Below are 14,942 nucleotides of genomic sequence, written 5' to 3' on the forward strand. Positions count from 1 at the left end.
TCGGTGGGTGTTCGGCGGGTGTGAGGTAGACGATGGAATCATTCCCTCGACCTGCGCGTTGTACATCTGTACGGTTTTTGCCCGACCGGGATATCACCGGAGGGGAGAGGAGGCAGACATGCGCAGGAAGAAGAACTATGTGGAGTTCGAGGACGACCACGGGATCACCCGTCGGTACTTCCACCACAGCAACGGTGGCGGCCTCGTCGAATCTTCCGCCGTCGTCGATTCGACGGCTTACGTTCACGCCTCCGCCTACGTCGACCCCGCCGCACGCGTGCACCACGGTGCCCGCATCGGCTCCGGCGCGTGGATCGACCACAGCGCCGTGATCGCACCCGGCGCAGAAGTTGGTGAAAATGCTCACGTCGGCCAGGCGGCCTTCGTCGGCAGCCGCGCCGTGGTCGGCGCTCGCGCGACCGTGGGGGCCAAGGCCCGCATCGGTGAGGGCGCGAGGATCGTGGCGGACGACGTCGTGGCGGACGGTGGCACGCTCGAGGACGCCCGGAGCAGCCGGGCGGCCTGACCCTAGGCTGTCCCGGTGACCAGGATCGTCGCCGGCGCAGCCGGAGGCCGCACCGTGCAGGTGCCGCGTTCCGGTACCCGACCGACATCCGAGCGGGTCCGGGAGGCGCTCTTCTCGCGGCTGCAGCACCTCGGTGTCGTCGTCGGCGCCGAGGTGCTCGACCTCTATGCCGGCTCCGGCGCGTTGGGCCTCGAGGCGGCGAGCCGTGGGGCCGCGCGGGTCACGCTGGTCGAGTACTCCCGGCCCTCTGCCGCGCTGATCCGGCGCAACGTCGCGGCGCTCGGCCTTGCGGGTGTCGAGGTCGCCGCCTCGCGGGTCGAGACCTTCCTCGGCGGCGCCGCACGCCCGGCCGACCTGGCCCTGCTCGACCCGCCGTACGACCTGGACGAGCGCCGGCTCGGCGAGGTCCTGACCCGGCTCGCGAACGGCTGGCTGACCGACGACGCGGTCGTCGTGGTCGAACGCTCCCGCCGCAGCCCGGAGCCGGCGTGGCCGCTCGGGCTCGCCCGCCTCGACGAGCGCACCTACGGCGACACCCGCATGTGGTTCGCCGAGCCCTCGCCCGGCCGCCCCGCGTGACGCCACGACCGAGGCCTCCTACCGCGGTCCCGGCGACGGCGACGGAGACAGCGTCGCGCTCGCCGACGGGCCGACGCGGCACGCCCCAGCGTGGGAACGCCAGCATCGGCGCCTTGCGGGCTAGCGTGACGACATGTTCTGCATGTTGCGAGAACGGCGATGAGCCTGGCCGTCTGCCCTGGGTCCTTCGACCCGATCACCGTCGGTCACGTCGACGTGGTGCGGCGTGCACGCGTCATGTTCGACGAGGTCGTGGTCGCCGTGGCGCACAACCCCGCCAAGAAGTACCTGCTCGACGTCGAGCGGCGCGCCGACCTCGCCCGTGACGCACTCGGCGGGCTGGACGGGGTGCGGGTCGACGTCGTTCCCGGGCTGCTCGCCACCTACTGCGCCGACGTCGGCGCGTCGGCCGTCGTCAAGGGCATTCGCGGCCCGGCCGACCTCGACGCCGAGCAGTCCATGGCCCTGATGAATCGCCACCTCACCGGCGTGGAGACCGTGTTCGTCCTGGGCGACCCCGCCCTCGCGCACGTGGCCTCCTCGCTCATCAAGGACGTCGCCCGCTACGGCGGCGACGTCACGGGACTCGTCCCGCCCGCCGTCGCCGCCGCCCTGCGCGAGGCGCCGTCCATAGGAGAGACACGATGACCGCCATCGAAGACCCGACCACCGCCGCGGAGCGGCACGCCGAGGACGGTGCGTCGCTCATCTCCATCCTCGACGAGCTCTCCGAGCTCGTCACCCAGGCCCGCACCATGCCCATGTCGGCCTCCGTGCTGGTCAACCGGGCCGAGGCGCTCGACCTGCTCGACGCAGCCCGCACCGTCGTGCCGCAGGAGATCCGCACGGCCGACGACATCGTCGCCGACGTCGAGGCGATGATCGAGCGCGCCAAGCGCCGCGCCGACAAGATCGTCGAGGAGGCCCGCACCGAGGCCGAGCGGCTCGTGTCCAGCGAGCACGTGGTCGCCCTCGCCACCCAGCGGGCCGAGCAGATCGTGGCCGACGCCGAGAAGGAGGCCGCCAGGCTCGCCGCCGACGCCAACGACTACTGCGACCGCAAGCTCGGCCAGTTCGAGGTCGACCTCAACTCCATCGCCACCCAGGTGCGTGCCGGCCGCGAGGCGCTCGCGGCCCGAGCCGGCCGGGAGGCGGCGGCCGACGAGGAGAGCTCGGAGGCCTGAGCGTCGGCTGGTCGGCGCCGGCGGGCCACTCGCACGGGACGGAGGCGAGCGAGCTCACCGGACGGAGGCGAGCCACCTGCCGAGCTCGGTGGCGAGCATCACCGGAGCGTCGAGCTGGATCAGGTGGCCGGCGTCGTCGACCACGCTCAGACCGGCCCCCGGGATGGCGCGTACGAGGCGGTGCGCCCGGTCGAGCGGGATCCACGCGTCCTCCCGGCCCCACACCACCTGCACCGGGACCGCGAGGTCACCGAGCCGCGGCTCGAGGTCGTCTGTGAACCGCTCGTCCGCCTGCGCGATCTGCCGGTAGAACGCGGCCTGCCCGGCCGTCGTCAGCCACGGCGCGGTGAGGGCATCCAGGTCCTCCTGGCGCAGTCCGCGGTGGCTCGCGCCCGCGATGTAGCTCTCCACGACGCCGCGGTGTACCGGTGCGGGTAGCCGGGTGAACACGTCCGCGTGCTCGCGGACGAGCCGGAAGAAGTCCGAGCCCCACGGCGAGAGCGCCACGACGTCGACCAGACACAGCGACGCCAGCGGCGCACCGTGCAGGAGGTGCGCCCTCAGCGAGACGGCGCCGCCGTAGTCGTGCGCCACCAGGTGCGGGCGCTCGAGGCCCCAGATGCCCAGCAGGTCCGCCAGCAGCTCGCCCTGGAGGCCCAGGTCCACCGGATGCTCCGGGTCCATCGAGGACGCCCCGTACCCGGGCATGTCCCACAGGTACACCGTGTGGTCGCGGCTGAGCGCCTCGGCGAACGGTGCCCACAGCGCCGAGGACCACGGCGTACCGTGGCACAGCACCACGGCCGGTCCGGAACCGGCGCAGCTCCAGGCCACCCGGCGACCCCGCCAGCTCAGTGTCCGGTCCACCTGCACAGCCCCATCGTGCCAGGTAGGCGCGCTGCCGGGTGGCCTTCGTACCGGCAGCCGTGGGTAGCATCTATCGCGCCCCGGCAATGCCCGGGGCCGCCGTCAGTCCCCGAGAAGTTCCGCGCCCTCCGGCGCCGCAGAAGGAGTGTCATGGACACCCGCTCGCCGCTCGTCGTCAGCACGCACGAGCTCGGCCGCAGTCCCGGGGCGACGCGCGCCTTCGCCCGCACGGTGCCCGCCCCGGCCGATCTGGGCACCGCCGTGATCGGCGTTCCCGAGGGTTCCGACGTCGCGCTCGACCTGCGGCTCGACTCCGTCATGGACGGGGTCTTCGTCACCGGCTCCGCCGACACGGTCGCTCGCGGCCAGTGCGTGCGCTGCCTCCGTGACCTCGAGGAGGACCTCGAGGTCGACGTCTCCGAGCTCTTCTACTATGCCGACGTCAAGAACTCGCTGGTCAAGGAGGGTGACGAGGAGGCCGAAGAGCTGCCGACCGTGGAGGCCGAGCACATCGACCTCGAGCCCGTGCTGCGCGACGCCATCGTGCCGGCGCTGCCCTTCCAGCCGCTGTGCCGGGAGGACTGCGCCGGGCTGTGCAGCGTGTGCGGCGAGCGGATGGACGACCTCGAGGAGGGCCACCACCACGAGCAGCTCGACCCGCGCTGGTCCGCCCTGGGCTCGTTGCTGGAGGACGGCTCCGGTGGTCTGACGGGCGAGACCGCCCGCAGGGAGCCCGCCCGCACGGACGAGCGCGCCCGCACCGACGAGGACGGCACCCGGTGAGCGGGCGCCGCCGGAAGTCGGAAGCCGAGGCCGAACCGGCCCGCACCGACGTCGAGACCCTGACCGGCGCGCTCGGCACCCCCATCGATCCCGAGCTCCTCGTGCTGTCCCTCACCCACCGGTCGTTCGCGCACGAGGCCGGCGGCATCCCGACCAACGAGCGGCTGGAGTTCCTCGGAGACGCGGTCCTCGGCGTCATCGTCACCGAGCACCTGTACCGGACGCACCCGGGTGAGCCCGAGGGCGACCTGGCCCGGATGCGCGCCGCCACGGTGAGCCAGAAGGCGCTCGCGTCCGTCGCCCGTGAGCTCGGGCTCGGCGACTACATCCTGCTCGGCCGCGGCGAGCTCGTCACCGGCGGGCGGGAGAAGGACTCGATCCTCTCCGACACGGTCGAGGCGATCATCGGCGCGACCTACCTGTGCCACGGCCTCGAGCGGACGCGGGCGATGGTGGAGCGCCTCGTCGGCCCGCTGCTCTCGCGCGCCGCCGACCTCGGTGCTGGCCTGGACTGGAAGACCTCCCTGCAGGAGCTGGCGGCGGAGCGTGGCCTCGGCATGCCGAGCTACCTGGTCACCGGCGAAGGCCCCGACCACGCCCGAACCTTCACCGCGACGGTCGTCCTCGACGGCGACGAGTACGGTCTCGGCACCGGCAGCTCCAAGAAGCTCGCGGAGCAGAACGCAGCCGAGGACACCTACGTCCGCCTGGCGGCCGCCCCCGCCGACGACGGCACCTCGTCCGCAGAGCACCGGGCCTGACCGACCGCCGTGCCCGAGCTGCCCGAGGTCGAGACCGTCCGCGCCGGGTTGGCCCGCCGCGTCCTCGGCCGGCCCGTCGCCGCAGTCGAGGTCCGCCACCCGCGTGCCGTGCGCCGCCAGTCCGGTGGCGCCGACGAGCTGGCGGCCCGCCTCGTCGGGCGCTCGTTCACGGCCGCTGTGCGTCGGGGCAAGTACCTGTGGCTGACCGTGGGGCCCGGACCGCATCCCGACGAGGCGCTCCTGGCGCACCTCGGCATGAGCGGCCAGCTCCTCGTGCAGGAACCGCCCGGGTCTCGCGCCCGTGAAGCCCGCGACGGACGCGACGTCCTCGACCTCATGCATCCCGCGCCCGTGCTCGCCGCCGACGGCGGGCCCCCGATGGACCTGACCGCCGCCCGGCTGCCCACCACGGTCCGCGACATCCCGGCCACCACAGCGCACCTGCGGGTGCGCATTACTTTCGACGACGGCGGCCAGCTGTGGTTCGTCGATCAGCGCACCTTCGGCCACGTCATGGCCGTCGACACGGTGCCCAGCGGCGACGGCGCCCCCGGCGGCGCGGGATCCGACGCACCGGTGCTCCCGGAGCCGGTCGCGCACATCGCCCGCGACCTTCTCGACCCCGATCTCGATACCGTCGCCCTCGTGCGCCGAACCCGCATCCGCCGAACCGAGGTCAAACGTGCCCTCCTCGACCAGACCCTGGTCTCCGGCGTCGGGAACATCTACGCCGACGAGGCGCTCTGGCGCGCCAGGCTGCACGGCACGCGGCGCACCGACGTGCTTCGCCCGGCGCGGCTGCGCGCGCTCTACGACCACGCCGCCGCTGTGATGCGCGACGCGCTCGCGGTCGGCGGGACGTCCTTCGACGCGCTGTACGTCGACGTGGAGGGAGCGTCCGGATTTTTTGAGCGGAGCCTAAGTGTCTATGGGCTTGAGGGCCATCCCTGCAAGCGCTGCGGCACCCCTATCGTACGGGAGCGCTTCATGAACCGCTCGAGCCACTCTTGCCCGCAGTGCCAGCGAGAACGTTAGTCGACGACTGACTGACGCCGGGCACATGTTTCCGTGTCCGCTCAGTCACGTCGCGAAGCCGACATCCCAGCCTGGACGACGATCCAGTCGCGTGAACCGATCGACGCGCGATCGGAGAGGCTGGGTCCGTCAGTGGTCGCGGAGCTCCAGCAGCACGCCGCTGACCCGGCCGCTCCTGCGGCCGGGCCAGCCTTCGTAGCGTGCTGAGGGGTCAGTCGCGCACGAAACCGTTCACGGAGTCGACCGCGTCGACGGGGACTCCGGCTTCCCGATTCGCCGCGAGCAGTCCGGTCACCCGCGGGCCCGGGGTCCCAACGGCGCTGATGCGCGCGGTCTGGGCGATCGCGAAGCTGTCGGCGATGTGCCCCGAGGAGGTAGTCAGGTGTTCGTCGGCCGCCGTGGCGTCGGTGAACACGTGCTCGAACGTGACTGATGCGTCGTCGGTCGTGACGGCGAGCGCGACCAGGCCCGGCTCGGAGTGCTCGACGAATGCGGCGTACGCGTCGGCGGCGCGGCGAAGCTCGTCGCGCTTGCCGTCGTGTGCGCGGTGCGTGGTGGTGAGAATCAGTGGAGTGGACATGGGTTCTTCCTTTCTTGGGTGAGAACGCCGCAGGGTGCGGCGATCCCGGTCAGTGGTGCATCCCGCCGGAGGCGTGGATGCGGCCGTGGGGCAGCGCGAGTGCGACAATGACGCCGGCCAGGACCGCTCCGGCGGCGGCGTAGCCGAAGACGGCGGTATCGCCTGCGGCGCTGAGCGCGACGAGCATCGGCATCGAGGCCATGAGCACTCCGAGGCCGCCGCCGATCTCGTGCATGGTGTTGACGACTCCCGAGGCCGCGCCCGACTCGCCGTGCGAGACCCCTGTGGTCGCGGTGGCGGTCGCTGTGACCAGTGCGGGACCGATCCCGAGTGCGGCCACGCCGACGCCGATGATGAGGGCGGGCAGGCTGTCCGGCAGCAACCAGGCGATCGCGAAGCCCGCCACGACGGTGCCGAAGGCGATCGCGCCCACGGCCCTCGCGGTCATCCGGCCCAGCAGGTGCGCGGCCAGCTGCGCGCCGAGCACGACGGCGACGGCGGCGGGCAGGAACGCCAGACCCGCTCCGAGCGGGTCGACGCCCGCACCGTCCTGCAGCGCGATCGTAAGAACGAAGAACGAGCCGATCAGGAACATGCTCGCCAGCAGCATCGTGATCGCCCCGCCGGCCACCGAGCGGGTGCCCAGCAGCCGCAGCGTCGACACAACGGGGTGCGCGGGCGCACCGCCGTGCTCGGAGCGGACCAGCATCGCGGTGCGGATGACGAGCAGCACCAGCACACCGATCAGCAGCCCGACGGGGACGTTGACCAGGAATGCCCAGCGCCAGCCTCCCAACTGGGTGAGCACCCCACCGACGACCGCGCCGATGGCCGCGCCCGCACCGCCGATCCCTGCCCAGACCGCCAACGCGCGATGGCGCGCCGCGCCTTCGAACAGCGAGATCACCATGCTGAGAGCAGCCGGCGACAGCAGCGCCGCGCCTAACGCCTGGGCAACCCTCGCCGCGATCAGCACGCCGGCGGCGCTGGCCGCCGACGCGCCGAGGGACGCGAGGGTGAACACGGCCAGTCCGATCAGGAACGAGGTGCGCAGCCCGATCCGGTCGGTGATGATCCCGCCGACGATCAGGAGCGCGCCGAACGGCAGCGAGTACGCGGCGATGACCCAGCCAAGCTGCGCGCCGAGGCCGAGCTCGGCGTCGATCGTGGGCAGCGCGACGTTCACGACGGTGACGTCGAGGATCAACATGAACTGCGCCGCGCAGATCAGCGCGAGCGCCCACCAGCGCCGCGCTCCCGCCGGTTGCGGACGAGGGGGCGGGTGGTTGGCGGCAGTTGCCAGGCCGTGGGTTGACTGCGTCACGGTTTCCTAACTCGTACAGGGATGTTTGATGTAGTGCCGCTAACGTATACATTGATGTACGAGAAAAGCAAGCCTCGGCACCGGGGCGCACCGTTTGAAAGGAGTGACAGATGCCGCGACAGCGCGCGCTGCGGTCGGACTCGACCCGGAACCGCGAGAAGATCCTCGTGGCGGCACTGCGGGCCCTGGCCGATGATCCGAACGCGACGATGGCGGCGATCGCGCGGGCCGCTGGTGTGGGGCGAATGACGCTCTACGGTCACTTCGAGACGCGGCACGCCCTCGTCGCGGCGCTGTTCGCCCGTACCGTTGCCGAGGCCGACGCGGCACTGGAGTCGGTGCCGCTCGACGGCGAGCCCGCCCATGCTCTGGATGAGCTCACCCGGTCCTCGTGGCGGATCGTCGCAGAGCTGCACGCGCTGCTCGGCGCGGCGCGCGACGAGCTCGGCGACGACGCCGTCCGCGCGCACATGGAGCACGCGCTCGGCCGCGTCCGAGGTGTGGTCGAACGCGGCCAGGCCAGGGGAGCGTTCCGCACGGACCAGTCCCCGGACTGGCTGACGTCGTGCTATCTCGCGATCGTGCACGGCGCGGCCGGCGACGTGCGCACCGGCCGAGTGTCAGAGCAGGACGCCACCATCTGGGTCCCGCAGACCGTGGCCGCGATCGTCCGGCGCTGAAGTCTGGCACGCTCAAACCTGGTGCGTCGGCGTAGTGCGCATCTGCGGTGAGGAAGATGAATCAGGAATGTGCCGCTCTGCGCGATGTGGTCCCGGACTGCGACCTGGTTGTTCGACTGCTCCGCGAGCAGGCACCGCATCTCGCCGACATGACGGTCAGACCCAGCCATGCGTCAGGGAGCAGCAACTGGGTGTTTCGCCTCGGTGATGCCCATGCTGTGCGCCTGCCTCGCTCGGACGGTTACACGCACGACTTCCTCAAGGAGGTTCGTTGGCTCCTGCGACTGGGCCCGGCGGCATCTGTGCCCGTGCCCAACATCGAGTTCGTCGGCGAGGCGTCGGACCTGTTTCCCCGGCCATGGGCAGTGGTGTCGTGGGTGCCCGGTGACTCGCCGGTCGGCCTGCAGCGCTCGCAGCAGGCCGAACTCGCCACGACGCTCGGCCAGTTCATGCAAAGCCGGCACGCGGTCGGCAGGTCCGGCATCCCTGAGGGTGCCGAGCACTGAGGGTACCGCTCCGGCGAGCCTATGACCGACACGATCTACGGATGGGCTGACGACGTGGCGGATCGTCTGTCCGACGTGTTCGATCCCCGAAGGGTCCGTCAGACGTGGCGACGACTGCGCGACGTCCCAGCGGCGACGACGCCTCCCTGCTGAAGGTCAACGTATCTAACCTGGGAAAAGGGATTCTTCGCCCGCTCGCTCGCCGTTTACGGCCGGGCCGGCCGGCCGTGCGCACGGTGCGGGGCGATCATCCGGCGCGAGGAGTTCATGAACGGCGGCTCGTTCTCCTGCCCGCGCTGCCAGCGGCGGCCCGCCGCACGGTGAGTCGTGGTCGTTCGCGACGCGATGTCGGCGCCCGGTGCTTCACTGGACCGTATGAGGGACGACGGGTTGGGCGCCGGACGCCTCGAGGTGATTGCCGGGCCGATGTTCGCCGGCAAGTCCGAAGAGCTGCTGCGCCGCGTGCGCCGGGCGCAGGTGGCCGGCCGGGGCGTGCTGGTGGTGAGCCACGACCTCGACACGCGCGGCGGGACGGGGCGTGTGGCGTCGCACTCGGGCCTGGGAGTCGCCTCGCGGACTGTGCGGTCCGCCCACGACATCCCCGCCCTGCTGGAGCCGAGCACGGAGCTGGTCGCGGTCGACGAGGCGCAGTTCTTCGGTGACGACCTCGTCGAGGTGGTGCAGCGGCTCGCAGACGACGGGCTGGTGGTCGTCGTCGGCGGCCTGTCCGTCACCTTCGACGGACGCCCGTTCGAACCGCTGCCGGCGCTCATGGCACTCGCAGAGGACGTCAATCGGCTCACCGCCGTGTGCGGCGTGTGCGGCCGCGACGCCGCGTACCACGTCCGGGTCCAGGACGAGCCGACCCCCGACGCGCTGCACCCGGTCGCCGCGCACGTCGGCGGGTCGGAGGCGTACGAGGCGCGGTGCCGCAGCCACCGGTACAGCCCTTGACCCGGTTGTCCCACCAGTCGGACGGTGCGTCGCCGGACGGATGGTGCCTGTCCCTGTGCGATACTGAACGAGGCCGGAGGGGCTGTACCACACCCCGCTTCTCCGGTCCGAACGACGACGTGACCTCCTCGAACCCGGTCCATCTCGCGCCGCTTCACCAGCCTGGTGTACGCGCTGCAGCAGAGGCCGGTAGTTCGGGGTCACCGCGCAGGGCGCGGCAGGCCGCCCGTCGGTCGGCGGCCGATCAGTCGGTCGTACACACAGGACTTCCGTCCTCGGCGAAGCCGGGGATGACGAATCGCCCATGGGCGCCGCAGGGTGTGGAGGCGCCCTGGGTGGAGGGGCACACCCCATGGAAGAGCAGAACACCACCGAATCCGGCGCCCAGGACGACCAGCAGCAGGCGCCCGAGCAGAAGCCGCGCCGCTCCCGCTCTCGCCGTGCCACCAGCCCGACGACCGCCCCGGCCCCCGCCACCGAGCCGACGACGGCGCAGCAGCCCGAGACCGGCGAGGCCACCACGGTCGGCTCGCCGGAGGGTGAGGCGCTGACCGCCGTCGCCGAGAAGGCCGCCGAGGCCGCGGCCGAGAAGCCAGCCGAGGCCGTCGCCGAGAAGCCCGCCCGGGCCCGGAAGGCACCGGCCAAGCGCAGGAGCCGCAAGGCCGTCGACACCGCAGACGCAGCAGACGCAGCAAACAGCGGTACCGCAAGCACCCCTGACGCCGACGAGCCCGCCGAGCCAGCCGCCACGGAGACGTCCACCGAGGAGCCGGCCGCCGAGGCCCAGGCCCCAGCGAAGGCCAAGAAGCAGGGCGGCAGGAGGCCGGCCGCGAAGAAGACCGCCAAGCCGGCCGCCGAGACCGAGGCGAGCGCGCCCGAGGCCGTGGACAGCCCGGCGGCCGACGCCCAGACCGAGGTCCGGACGGAGGCGCAGCCCGAGTCCGAGGTCGAGATCGAAGGCGAGGCCGGGGCCGCCGGTGACGCGTCGACGGAGGCCGGTGACGCGTCGACGGAGCAGGCGGAGGCCCCCAAGCGCTCGGGCCGCGGCCGCCGCACCAGCGCGGCGCAGCGTAAGCGCGAGCAGGAGCAGGAGCTCGACGTCTTCGCCGAGCTTGGTGTCGGCACGGGCGACAAGACCGCCGAGTCCGGGACCGGCGAGGACGAGCCCGACGAGGAGGGGGCTGACGAGGACAACGCCGAGGATGGTCCTCGTCTGCCGGCCGCGGCCCTGCTGTTCCAGGCTCCCGACACCACGGCCGCCCGTCCCCGCCGCCGTCGCGCCCAGGCGCCGGCCGGCGAGCCGACCCCGCTGCCCGTGAGCAGCGACCAGGCCGCAGACCAGGCCGACAAGCCGGACGAGCAGGCAGCCGGCCAGGGCGAGAAGCCGGACGAGCAGGAGGCCGACCAGGGCGAGAGCGACGAGCAGCAGTCGCGTCGCCGTCGCCGTCGCGGCGGCCGCGGCCGTCGGAACCGCAGCGCGCAGAACGACTCCGACGAGAACGGCGACGACGCCCGCCAGGGTGACGACAACGGCCAGGACGAGAAGGCGGGCCAGTCCGACCGTCCCGCCAAGGACAAGACCGGGGACCGTGACCGGCAGCAGGACGGGGACCGCGAGCGCCCCGAGCAGAACGACGAGGGCGAGGACAGCTCGTCGGACGAGGGCGAGGGCAGCTCCGGCTCCCGCCGGCGTCGTCGTCGCCGCCGCTCCTCCCGAAGCGAGAACGAGAGCGAGGGGCGCACCGCACGCGACGAGGTCACCGCGCTCAAGGGCTCCACGCGGCTGGAGGCCAAGCGTCAGCGCCGCCGTGAGGGTCGCGAGGCCGGCCGCCGTCGCCGCCCCAGCCTGTCCGAGTCGGAGTTCTTGGCGCGCCGCGAGTCGGTGAATCGCAAGATGATCGTGCGCGAGAAGGACGGGCTCAACCAGATCGCGGTCCTCGAGGACGACATGCTCGTCGAGCACTACGTGGCCCGGCACACGCAGACCTCGATGGTCGGAAACGTCTACCTCGGGCGCGTGCAGAACGTGCTGCCCTCGATGGAGGCGGCGTTCGTCGATCTCGGCAAGGGCCGCAACGCCGTGCTGTACGCCGGCGAGGTCAACTGGGACGCCGCAGGCATGGAGGGCCAGCCCCGCCGCATCGAGCAGGCGCTGAAGTCGGGCGACACCGTGCTCGTCCAGGTCACCAAGGACCCGATCGGTCACAAGGGTGCCCGCCTGACCTCGCAGATCACGTTGGCGGGCCGGCACTTGGTGCTCGTCCCGTCCGGCGCCATGACCGGGATCTCTCGCAAGCTTCCCGAGAACGAGCGCAGCCGGCTGAAGAAGCTCCTCAAGGAGATGGTCCCGGACGGTGCGGGCGTCATCGTGCGCACCGCGGCCGAAGGCGCCACCGAGGAGCAGCTGCGTGCGGACGTCGATCGACTGACCAAGCAGTGGGCCGACATCGAGGCGAAGGCGAAGAACACCAAGGCCGCCCCGACGCTCCTCAAGGGGGAGCCGGAGCTGGCGGTGCGTGTGGTCCGCGACGTCTTCAACGAGGACTTCGAGTCCCTCACCGTGGCCGGCGACACGGCGTGGAAGACCATCTCGACGTACGTCGAGGACCTGTCCCCGGAGCTCGCCGACCGCATGCACCACTGGACCTCCCACAAGGACGTCTTCGCCGAGCACCGCGTGGACGAGCAGCTCGCCAAGGCCATGGACCGCAAGGTGTGGCTGCCCTCCGGCGGCTCGCTGGTCATCGACCGGACCGAGGCGATGACCGTCATCGACGTCAACACCGGCAAGTTCACCGGTTCCGGCGGCACGCTGGAGGAGACGGTCACCCGGAACAACCTGGAGTCCGCGGAGGAGATCGTCCGCCAGCTCCGCCTGCGGGACATCGGCGGCATCATCGTCATCGACTTCATCGACATGGTGCTTGAGTCCAACCGTGACCTCGTGCTGCGGCGCCTCCTCGAGTGCCTCGGCCGAGACCGCACCCGCCACCAGGTGGCCGAGGTGACCTCACTCGGCCTGGTCCAGATGACGCGCAAGCGGGTCGGCCAGGGACTGATCGAGGCGTTCTCGTCCACGTGCGAGCACTGCAACGGCCGCGGCTTCGTCGTCCACGACCAGCCGGTCGAGCGCGGTTCCGACGGCGGCCGCACCAGCCAGGACGACGGCGGATCGCGCCGCCGCGGGGGGCGCCGTGGCGGCGGGCAGCCCGCGGTGTCGCAGTCGCCGTCGTCGCCGGCCGAGGCCACCGCCGAGGACCCGCAGAGCGCGGCGGCCCGCGAGGCGGTCAAGGCCACCCTCGCCACGATCGCCGCTGCGGCGGCCAACGCCCACGATCAGGATGACGGCTCCGACGAGGGCTCGACTCGCGATGCCGAGGGCGGTCAGGTCGCCCAGGCCGATCAGGCCGATCAGCAGGGCGCGCCCGCGACCCCCGACGAGCCGCCGGCCACCGGCGTCGTCGGTGCACCGTCGGGCGGCTCCGTCGTCGTGCCCACCGACGCCGAGGAGGCCGCCGAGACGGCCGAACCGGCTCAGCCCGGCACCCCGGCGCGGCGCCCACGCCGCAGCCGCCGGGCCGTCTCCACCGGCGTGGTCACCCCGGGCCAGACAAGCATCACCACCGTTGACGGGTCGGAGGGCGGCTCCGGGTCGAGCGCGGGGTCGACCGGCGACTGACCGCCTCCGGCGTGACCTGCCGACGGCCACGGCCGTCGGCAGGTCAGGTCAGGCCGGCGTCACGTTGTGGTTCCGGTGGAAGATGTTGTCGGGGTCGTACTCGCGCTTGACCCGGGTGAGCGCTTCCCAGTTGGGGCCGTAGCCGGCACGGGCCACGCGCTCGGCGTCCGCGCCGTCCCCGGCGGTGAAGTTCAGGAAGTCGCCCGCCGTGCCGAAGGGCTCTACGGCCGCGTGCAGGTCACGTGCCCAGCGGATCCCGGTCGCGTCCTGGTGCGGTTCGTCCCACGCGCCGACGATGACCAGCTGGTACCTGGCGTCGCGGTGCGGAAACGCGGTCGCTCCCGTGGGCTTCCGGTTCATCGCGCCGCCGTAGTGCTCGATCGTGGCGTTGAGCCAGGGCAGCGGCGGGTCCGCGGCGAACGCGGCGACTGCGTCCAGCACCCGGTTGTCGAGGTCGCGCATAAGCGCGCCCTTCCAGTAGTACCGGCGGCCGTATGGAAAGAGCGGGTCGTTGCCGCCGTTCCAGGCGGCGTACGGCATGGTGTCGGCCATCGTCATGATCGGCGGGCCGAACGTCAGGATCGGTCCGACGACCGCCTCGGCGTCGGCGGGGTCACCCGACCAGCAGAACGCCAGGGCCGCGACGCGGCTGCCGTGCTCGGGCTCCGCCATGAGCCCGCAGTAGACGGTGAGCTCGTCCGGTGCCTGTGCTGTGATCTCACGGTGGAACTCCAGCACCTCGCGTGCTCTTGACGGCGGATGAGCGACCATGCCGGCGAAGACCGTCCGGAGCGGATGGACCTCGTACTCGAAGGACGTGGCGACGCCGAAGTTCCCGCCACCGCCGCGCAGTGCCCAGAACAGGTCCGGGTGCGAGTCCGCGCTGGCGGTGAGGGCCTGCCCGTCGGCGGTGACGAGGTCGACCGCCCGCAGGTTGTCGATGGTGAGCCCATGCTTGCCCACCAGCCAGCCCACGCCGCCGCCGAGCGTCACTCCCGCGACCCCGGTGGTCGAGATGACGCCCCCGGTGGTGGCCAGGTCGAAAGCGCCCGTCGCGGCGTCGACGTCGGACCACCGGGCGCCGGCCCCGACCCGGGCGGATCGGGCACTGGCGTCGACCTGCACCTGTCGCATGTGCTCGAGGTCGATCATCATGCCGCCGCGGTTGGTGGCGAAGCCCGCGACGTTGTGCCCCCCGCCCTTGATCGAGATCTCGAGGTCGTTCTCCCGCCCGTAGCGGATTGCGGTCGAGACGTCCGCCGTCGTGGTGGGTCTGACGACGACGGCGGGCCGGTCCTCGATCATGCCGTTCCACAGGCGGACGGCGGACTCGAACTCCGGGTGACCCGGCCGGAACGCACGCCCACCGAGCCTCGTGTCGAGGTCGGTGAACGCGTCGAGCTTCGTGGTCGTGCTCTGGTGGTGGATCGGAGCGCTCATGGGTCTCCCCTTTCGGGACGTCGAGGGATCTGCCGGCCAGGTCT

General features: G+C 72.1%; 15 protein-coding genes and 1 pseudogene. 12 read left to right on the top strand and 4 right to left on the bottom strand.

The window, feature by feature from the left end:
- The first annotated feature begins 118 nt into the window (after positions 1-118).
- From ABD907_RS16470 to ABD907_RS16485, 4 genes are all read left to right on the top strand, one after another.
- Positions 119-526 carry a transferase gene (locus ABD907_RS16470; RefSeq protein ID WP_345217507.1) on the top strand — a complete coding sequence of 136 codons (408 nt, stop codon included), beginning with the start codon at positions 119-121 and terminating at the stop codon, positions 524-526.
- 15 nt (positions 527-541) lie between these two features.
- Positions 542-1,105, top strand: coding sequence for a 16S rRNA (guanine(966)-N(2))-methyltransferase RsmD (gene rsmD / locus ABD907_RS16475; protein WP_345217509.1), 564 nt, complete (start codon positions 542-544; stop codon positions 1,103-1,105).
- 159 nt (positions 1,106-1,264) lie between these two features.
- Positions 1,265-1,753 carry a pantetheine-phosphate adenylyltransferase gene (gene coaD, locus ABD907_RS16480; RefSeq protein ID WP_345217511.1) on the top strand — a complete coding sequence of 163 codons (489 nt, stop codon included), beginning with the start codon at positions 1,265-1,267 and terminating at the stop codon, positions 1,751-1,753.
- Positions 1,750-2,289, top strand: a complete 540-nt coding sequence (locus ABD907_RS16485) for an SPFH domain-containing protein (RefSeq protein ID WP_345217513.1) — start codon at positions 1,750-1,752, stop codon at positions 2,287-2,289. Before coaD ends, ABD907_RS16485 begins: the two co-directional genes overlap by 4 nt.
- A gap of 54 nt (positions 2,290-2,343) precedes the next feature.
- Here the strand turns inward: ABD907_RS16485 and ABD907_RS16490 are convergent, their stop codons facing one another.
- Positions 2,344-3,162 (bottom strand): alpha/beta fold hydrolase, encoded by an 819-nt coding sequence (locus ABD907_RS16490; protein ID WP_345217515.1) that lies wholly within the window; start codon positions 3,160-3,162, stop codon positions 2,344-2,346.
- Positions 3,163-3,306: 144 nt separating this feature from the next.
- On the opposite strand from ABD907_RS16490, the gene ABD907_RS16495 reads away from it, so the two are divergent.
- The 3 genes from ABD907_RS16495 to mutM are packed head-to-tail and all read left to right on the top strand — an operon-like array spanning position 3,307 to position 5,735.
- On the top strand, positions 3,307-3,939 hold the full coding sequence (locus ABD907_RS16495) for a YceD family protein (protein ID WP_345217517.1): 633 nt from the start codon (positions 3,307-3,309) through the stop codon (positions 3,937-3,939).
- Positions 3,936-4,700, top strand: coding sequence for a ribonuclease III (rnc, locus tag ABD907_RS16500; RefSeq protein ID WP_425555784.1), 765 nt, complete (start codon positions 3,936-3,938; stop codon positions 4,698-4,700). Before ABD907_RS16495 ends, rnc begins: the two co-directional genes overlap by 4 nt.
- A 9-nt stretch (positions 4,701-4,709) precedes the next feature.
- Positions 4,710-5,735 (top strand): bifunctional DNA-formamidopyrimidine glycosylase/DNA-(apurinic or apyrimidinic site) lyase, encoded by a 1,026-nt coding sequence (gene mutM / locus ABD907_RS16505; RefSeq protein WP_345217518.1) that lies wholly within the window; start codon positions 4,710-4,712, stop codon positions 5,733-5,735.
- A gap of 211 nt (positions 5,736-5,946) precedes the next feature.
- On the opposite strand, the gene ABD907_RS16510 is transcribed toward mutM, so the two are convergent.
- Complete coding sequence (locus ABD907_RS16510) at positions 5,947-6,315, bottom strand: hypothetical protein (protein ID WP_345217519.1); 369 nt, start codon at positions 6,313-6,315, stop codon at positions 5,947-5,949.
- 49 nt (positions 6,316-6,364) lie between these two features.
- Positions 6,365-7,639 (bottom strand): MFS transporter, encoded by a 1,275-nt coding sequence (locus tag ABD907_RS16515; RefSeq protein WP_345217521.1) that lies wholly within the window; start codon positions 7,637-7,639, stop codon positions 6,365-6,367.
- A 110-nt stretch (positions 7,640-7,749) separates the two neighbouring features.
- Between ABD907_RS16515 and ABD907_RS16520 the strand changes: the two genes are divergently transcribed.
- From ABD907_RS16520 to ABD907_RS16540, 5 genes and pseudogenes are all read left to right on the top strand, one after another.
- Positions 7,750-8,319 carry a TetR/AcrR family transcriptional regulator gene (locus ABD907_RS16520; protein WP_345217523.1) on the top strand — a complete coding sequence of 190 codons (570 nt, stop codon included), beginning with the start codon at positions 7,750-7,752 and terminating at the stop codon, positions 8,317-8,319.
- 149 nt (positions 8,320-8,468) lie between these two features.
- Positions 8,469-8,825: a phosphotransferase gene (locus ABD907_RS16525; protein ID WP_345218894.1), complete on the top strand. Its 357-nt coding sequence runs from the start codon at positions 8,469-8,471 to the stop codon at positions 8,823-8,825.
- A 237-nt stretch (positions 8,826-9,062) separates the two neighbouring features.
- Positions 9,063-9,149: pseudogene (locus tag ABD907_RS21145) on the top strand (hypothetical protein); the annotation flags it as partial.
- Positions 9,150-9,200: 51 nt separating this feature from the next.
- Positions 9,201-9,779 carry a thymidine kinase gene (locus ABD907_RS16535; RefSeq protein WP_345217525.1) on the top strand — a complete coding sequence of 193 codons (579 nt, stop codon included), beginning with the start codon at positions 9,201-9,203 and terminating at the stop codon, positions 9,777-9,779.
- A 352-nt stretch (positions 9,780-10,131) separates the two neighbouring features.
- Positions 10,132-13,458, top strand: a complete 3,327-nt coding sequence (locus ABD907_RS16540) for an Rne/Rng family ribonuclease (RefSeq protein ID WP_345217527.1) — start codon at positions 10,132-10,134, stop codon at positions 13,456-13,458.
- Positions 13,459-13,506: 48 nt separating this feature from the next.
- On the opposite strand, the gene ABD907_RS16545 is transcribed toward ABD907_RS16540, so the two are convergent.
- Positions 13,507-14,898, bottom strand: coding sequence for an FAD-binding oxidoreductase (locus ABD907_RS16545; protein WP_345217529.1), 1,392 nt, complete (start codon positions 14,896-14,898; stop codon positions 13,507-13,509).
- Positions 14,899-14,942 lie beyond the last annotated feature (44 nt).

This window comes from Georgenia halophila, from assembly GCF_039541595.1.

What these genes read in the sequence shown, in the direction of transcription:
- ABD907_RS16485 (WP_345217513.1), top strand. Translation starts at nt 1,750, where the DNA reads ATGACCGCCATCGAAGACCCGACCACCGCCGCGGAGCGGCACGCCGAG.
- ABD907_RS16535 (WP_345217525.1), top strand. Translation starts at nt 9,201, where the DNA reads ATGAGGGACGACGGGTTGGGCGCCGGACGCCTCGAGGTGATTGCCGGG.
- ABD907_RS16470 (WP_345217507.1), top strand. Translation starts at nt 119, where the DNA reads ATGCGCAGGAAGAAGAACTATGTGGAGTTCGAGGACGACCACGGGATC.
- ABD907_RS16545 (WP_345217529.1), bottom strand. Translation starts at nt 14,898, where the DNA reads ATGAGCGCTCCGATCCACCACCAGAGCACGACCACGAAGCTCGACGCG.
- ABD907_RS16520 (WP_345217523.1), top strand. Translation starts at nt 7,750, where the DNA reads ATGCCGCGACAGCGCGCGCTGCGGTCGGACTCGACCCGGAACCGCGAG.
- ABD907_RS16510 (WP_345217519.1), bottom strand. Translation starts at nt 6,315, where the DNA reads ATGTCCACTCCACTGATTCTCACCACCACGCACCGCGCACACGACGGC.
- coaD (WP_345217511.1), top strand. Translation starts at nt 1,265, where the DNA reads ATGAGCCTGGCCGTCTGCCCTGGGTCCTTCGACCCGATCACCGTCGGT.
- ABD907_RS16495 (WP_345217517.1), top strand. Translation starts at nt 3,307, where the DNA reads ATGGACACCCGCTCGCCGCTCGTCGTCAGCACGCACGAGCTCGGCCGC.
- ABD907_RS16540 (WP_345217527.1), top strand. Translation starts at nt 10,132, where the DNA reads ATGGAAGAGCAGAACACCACCGAATCCGGCGCCCAGGACGACCAGCAG.
- ABD907_RS16525 (WP_345218894.1), top strand. Translation starts at nt 8,469, where the DNA reads ATGACGGTCAGACCCAGCCATGCGTCAGGGAGCAGCAACTGGGTGTTT.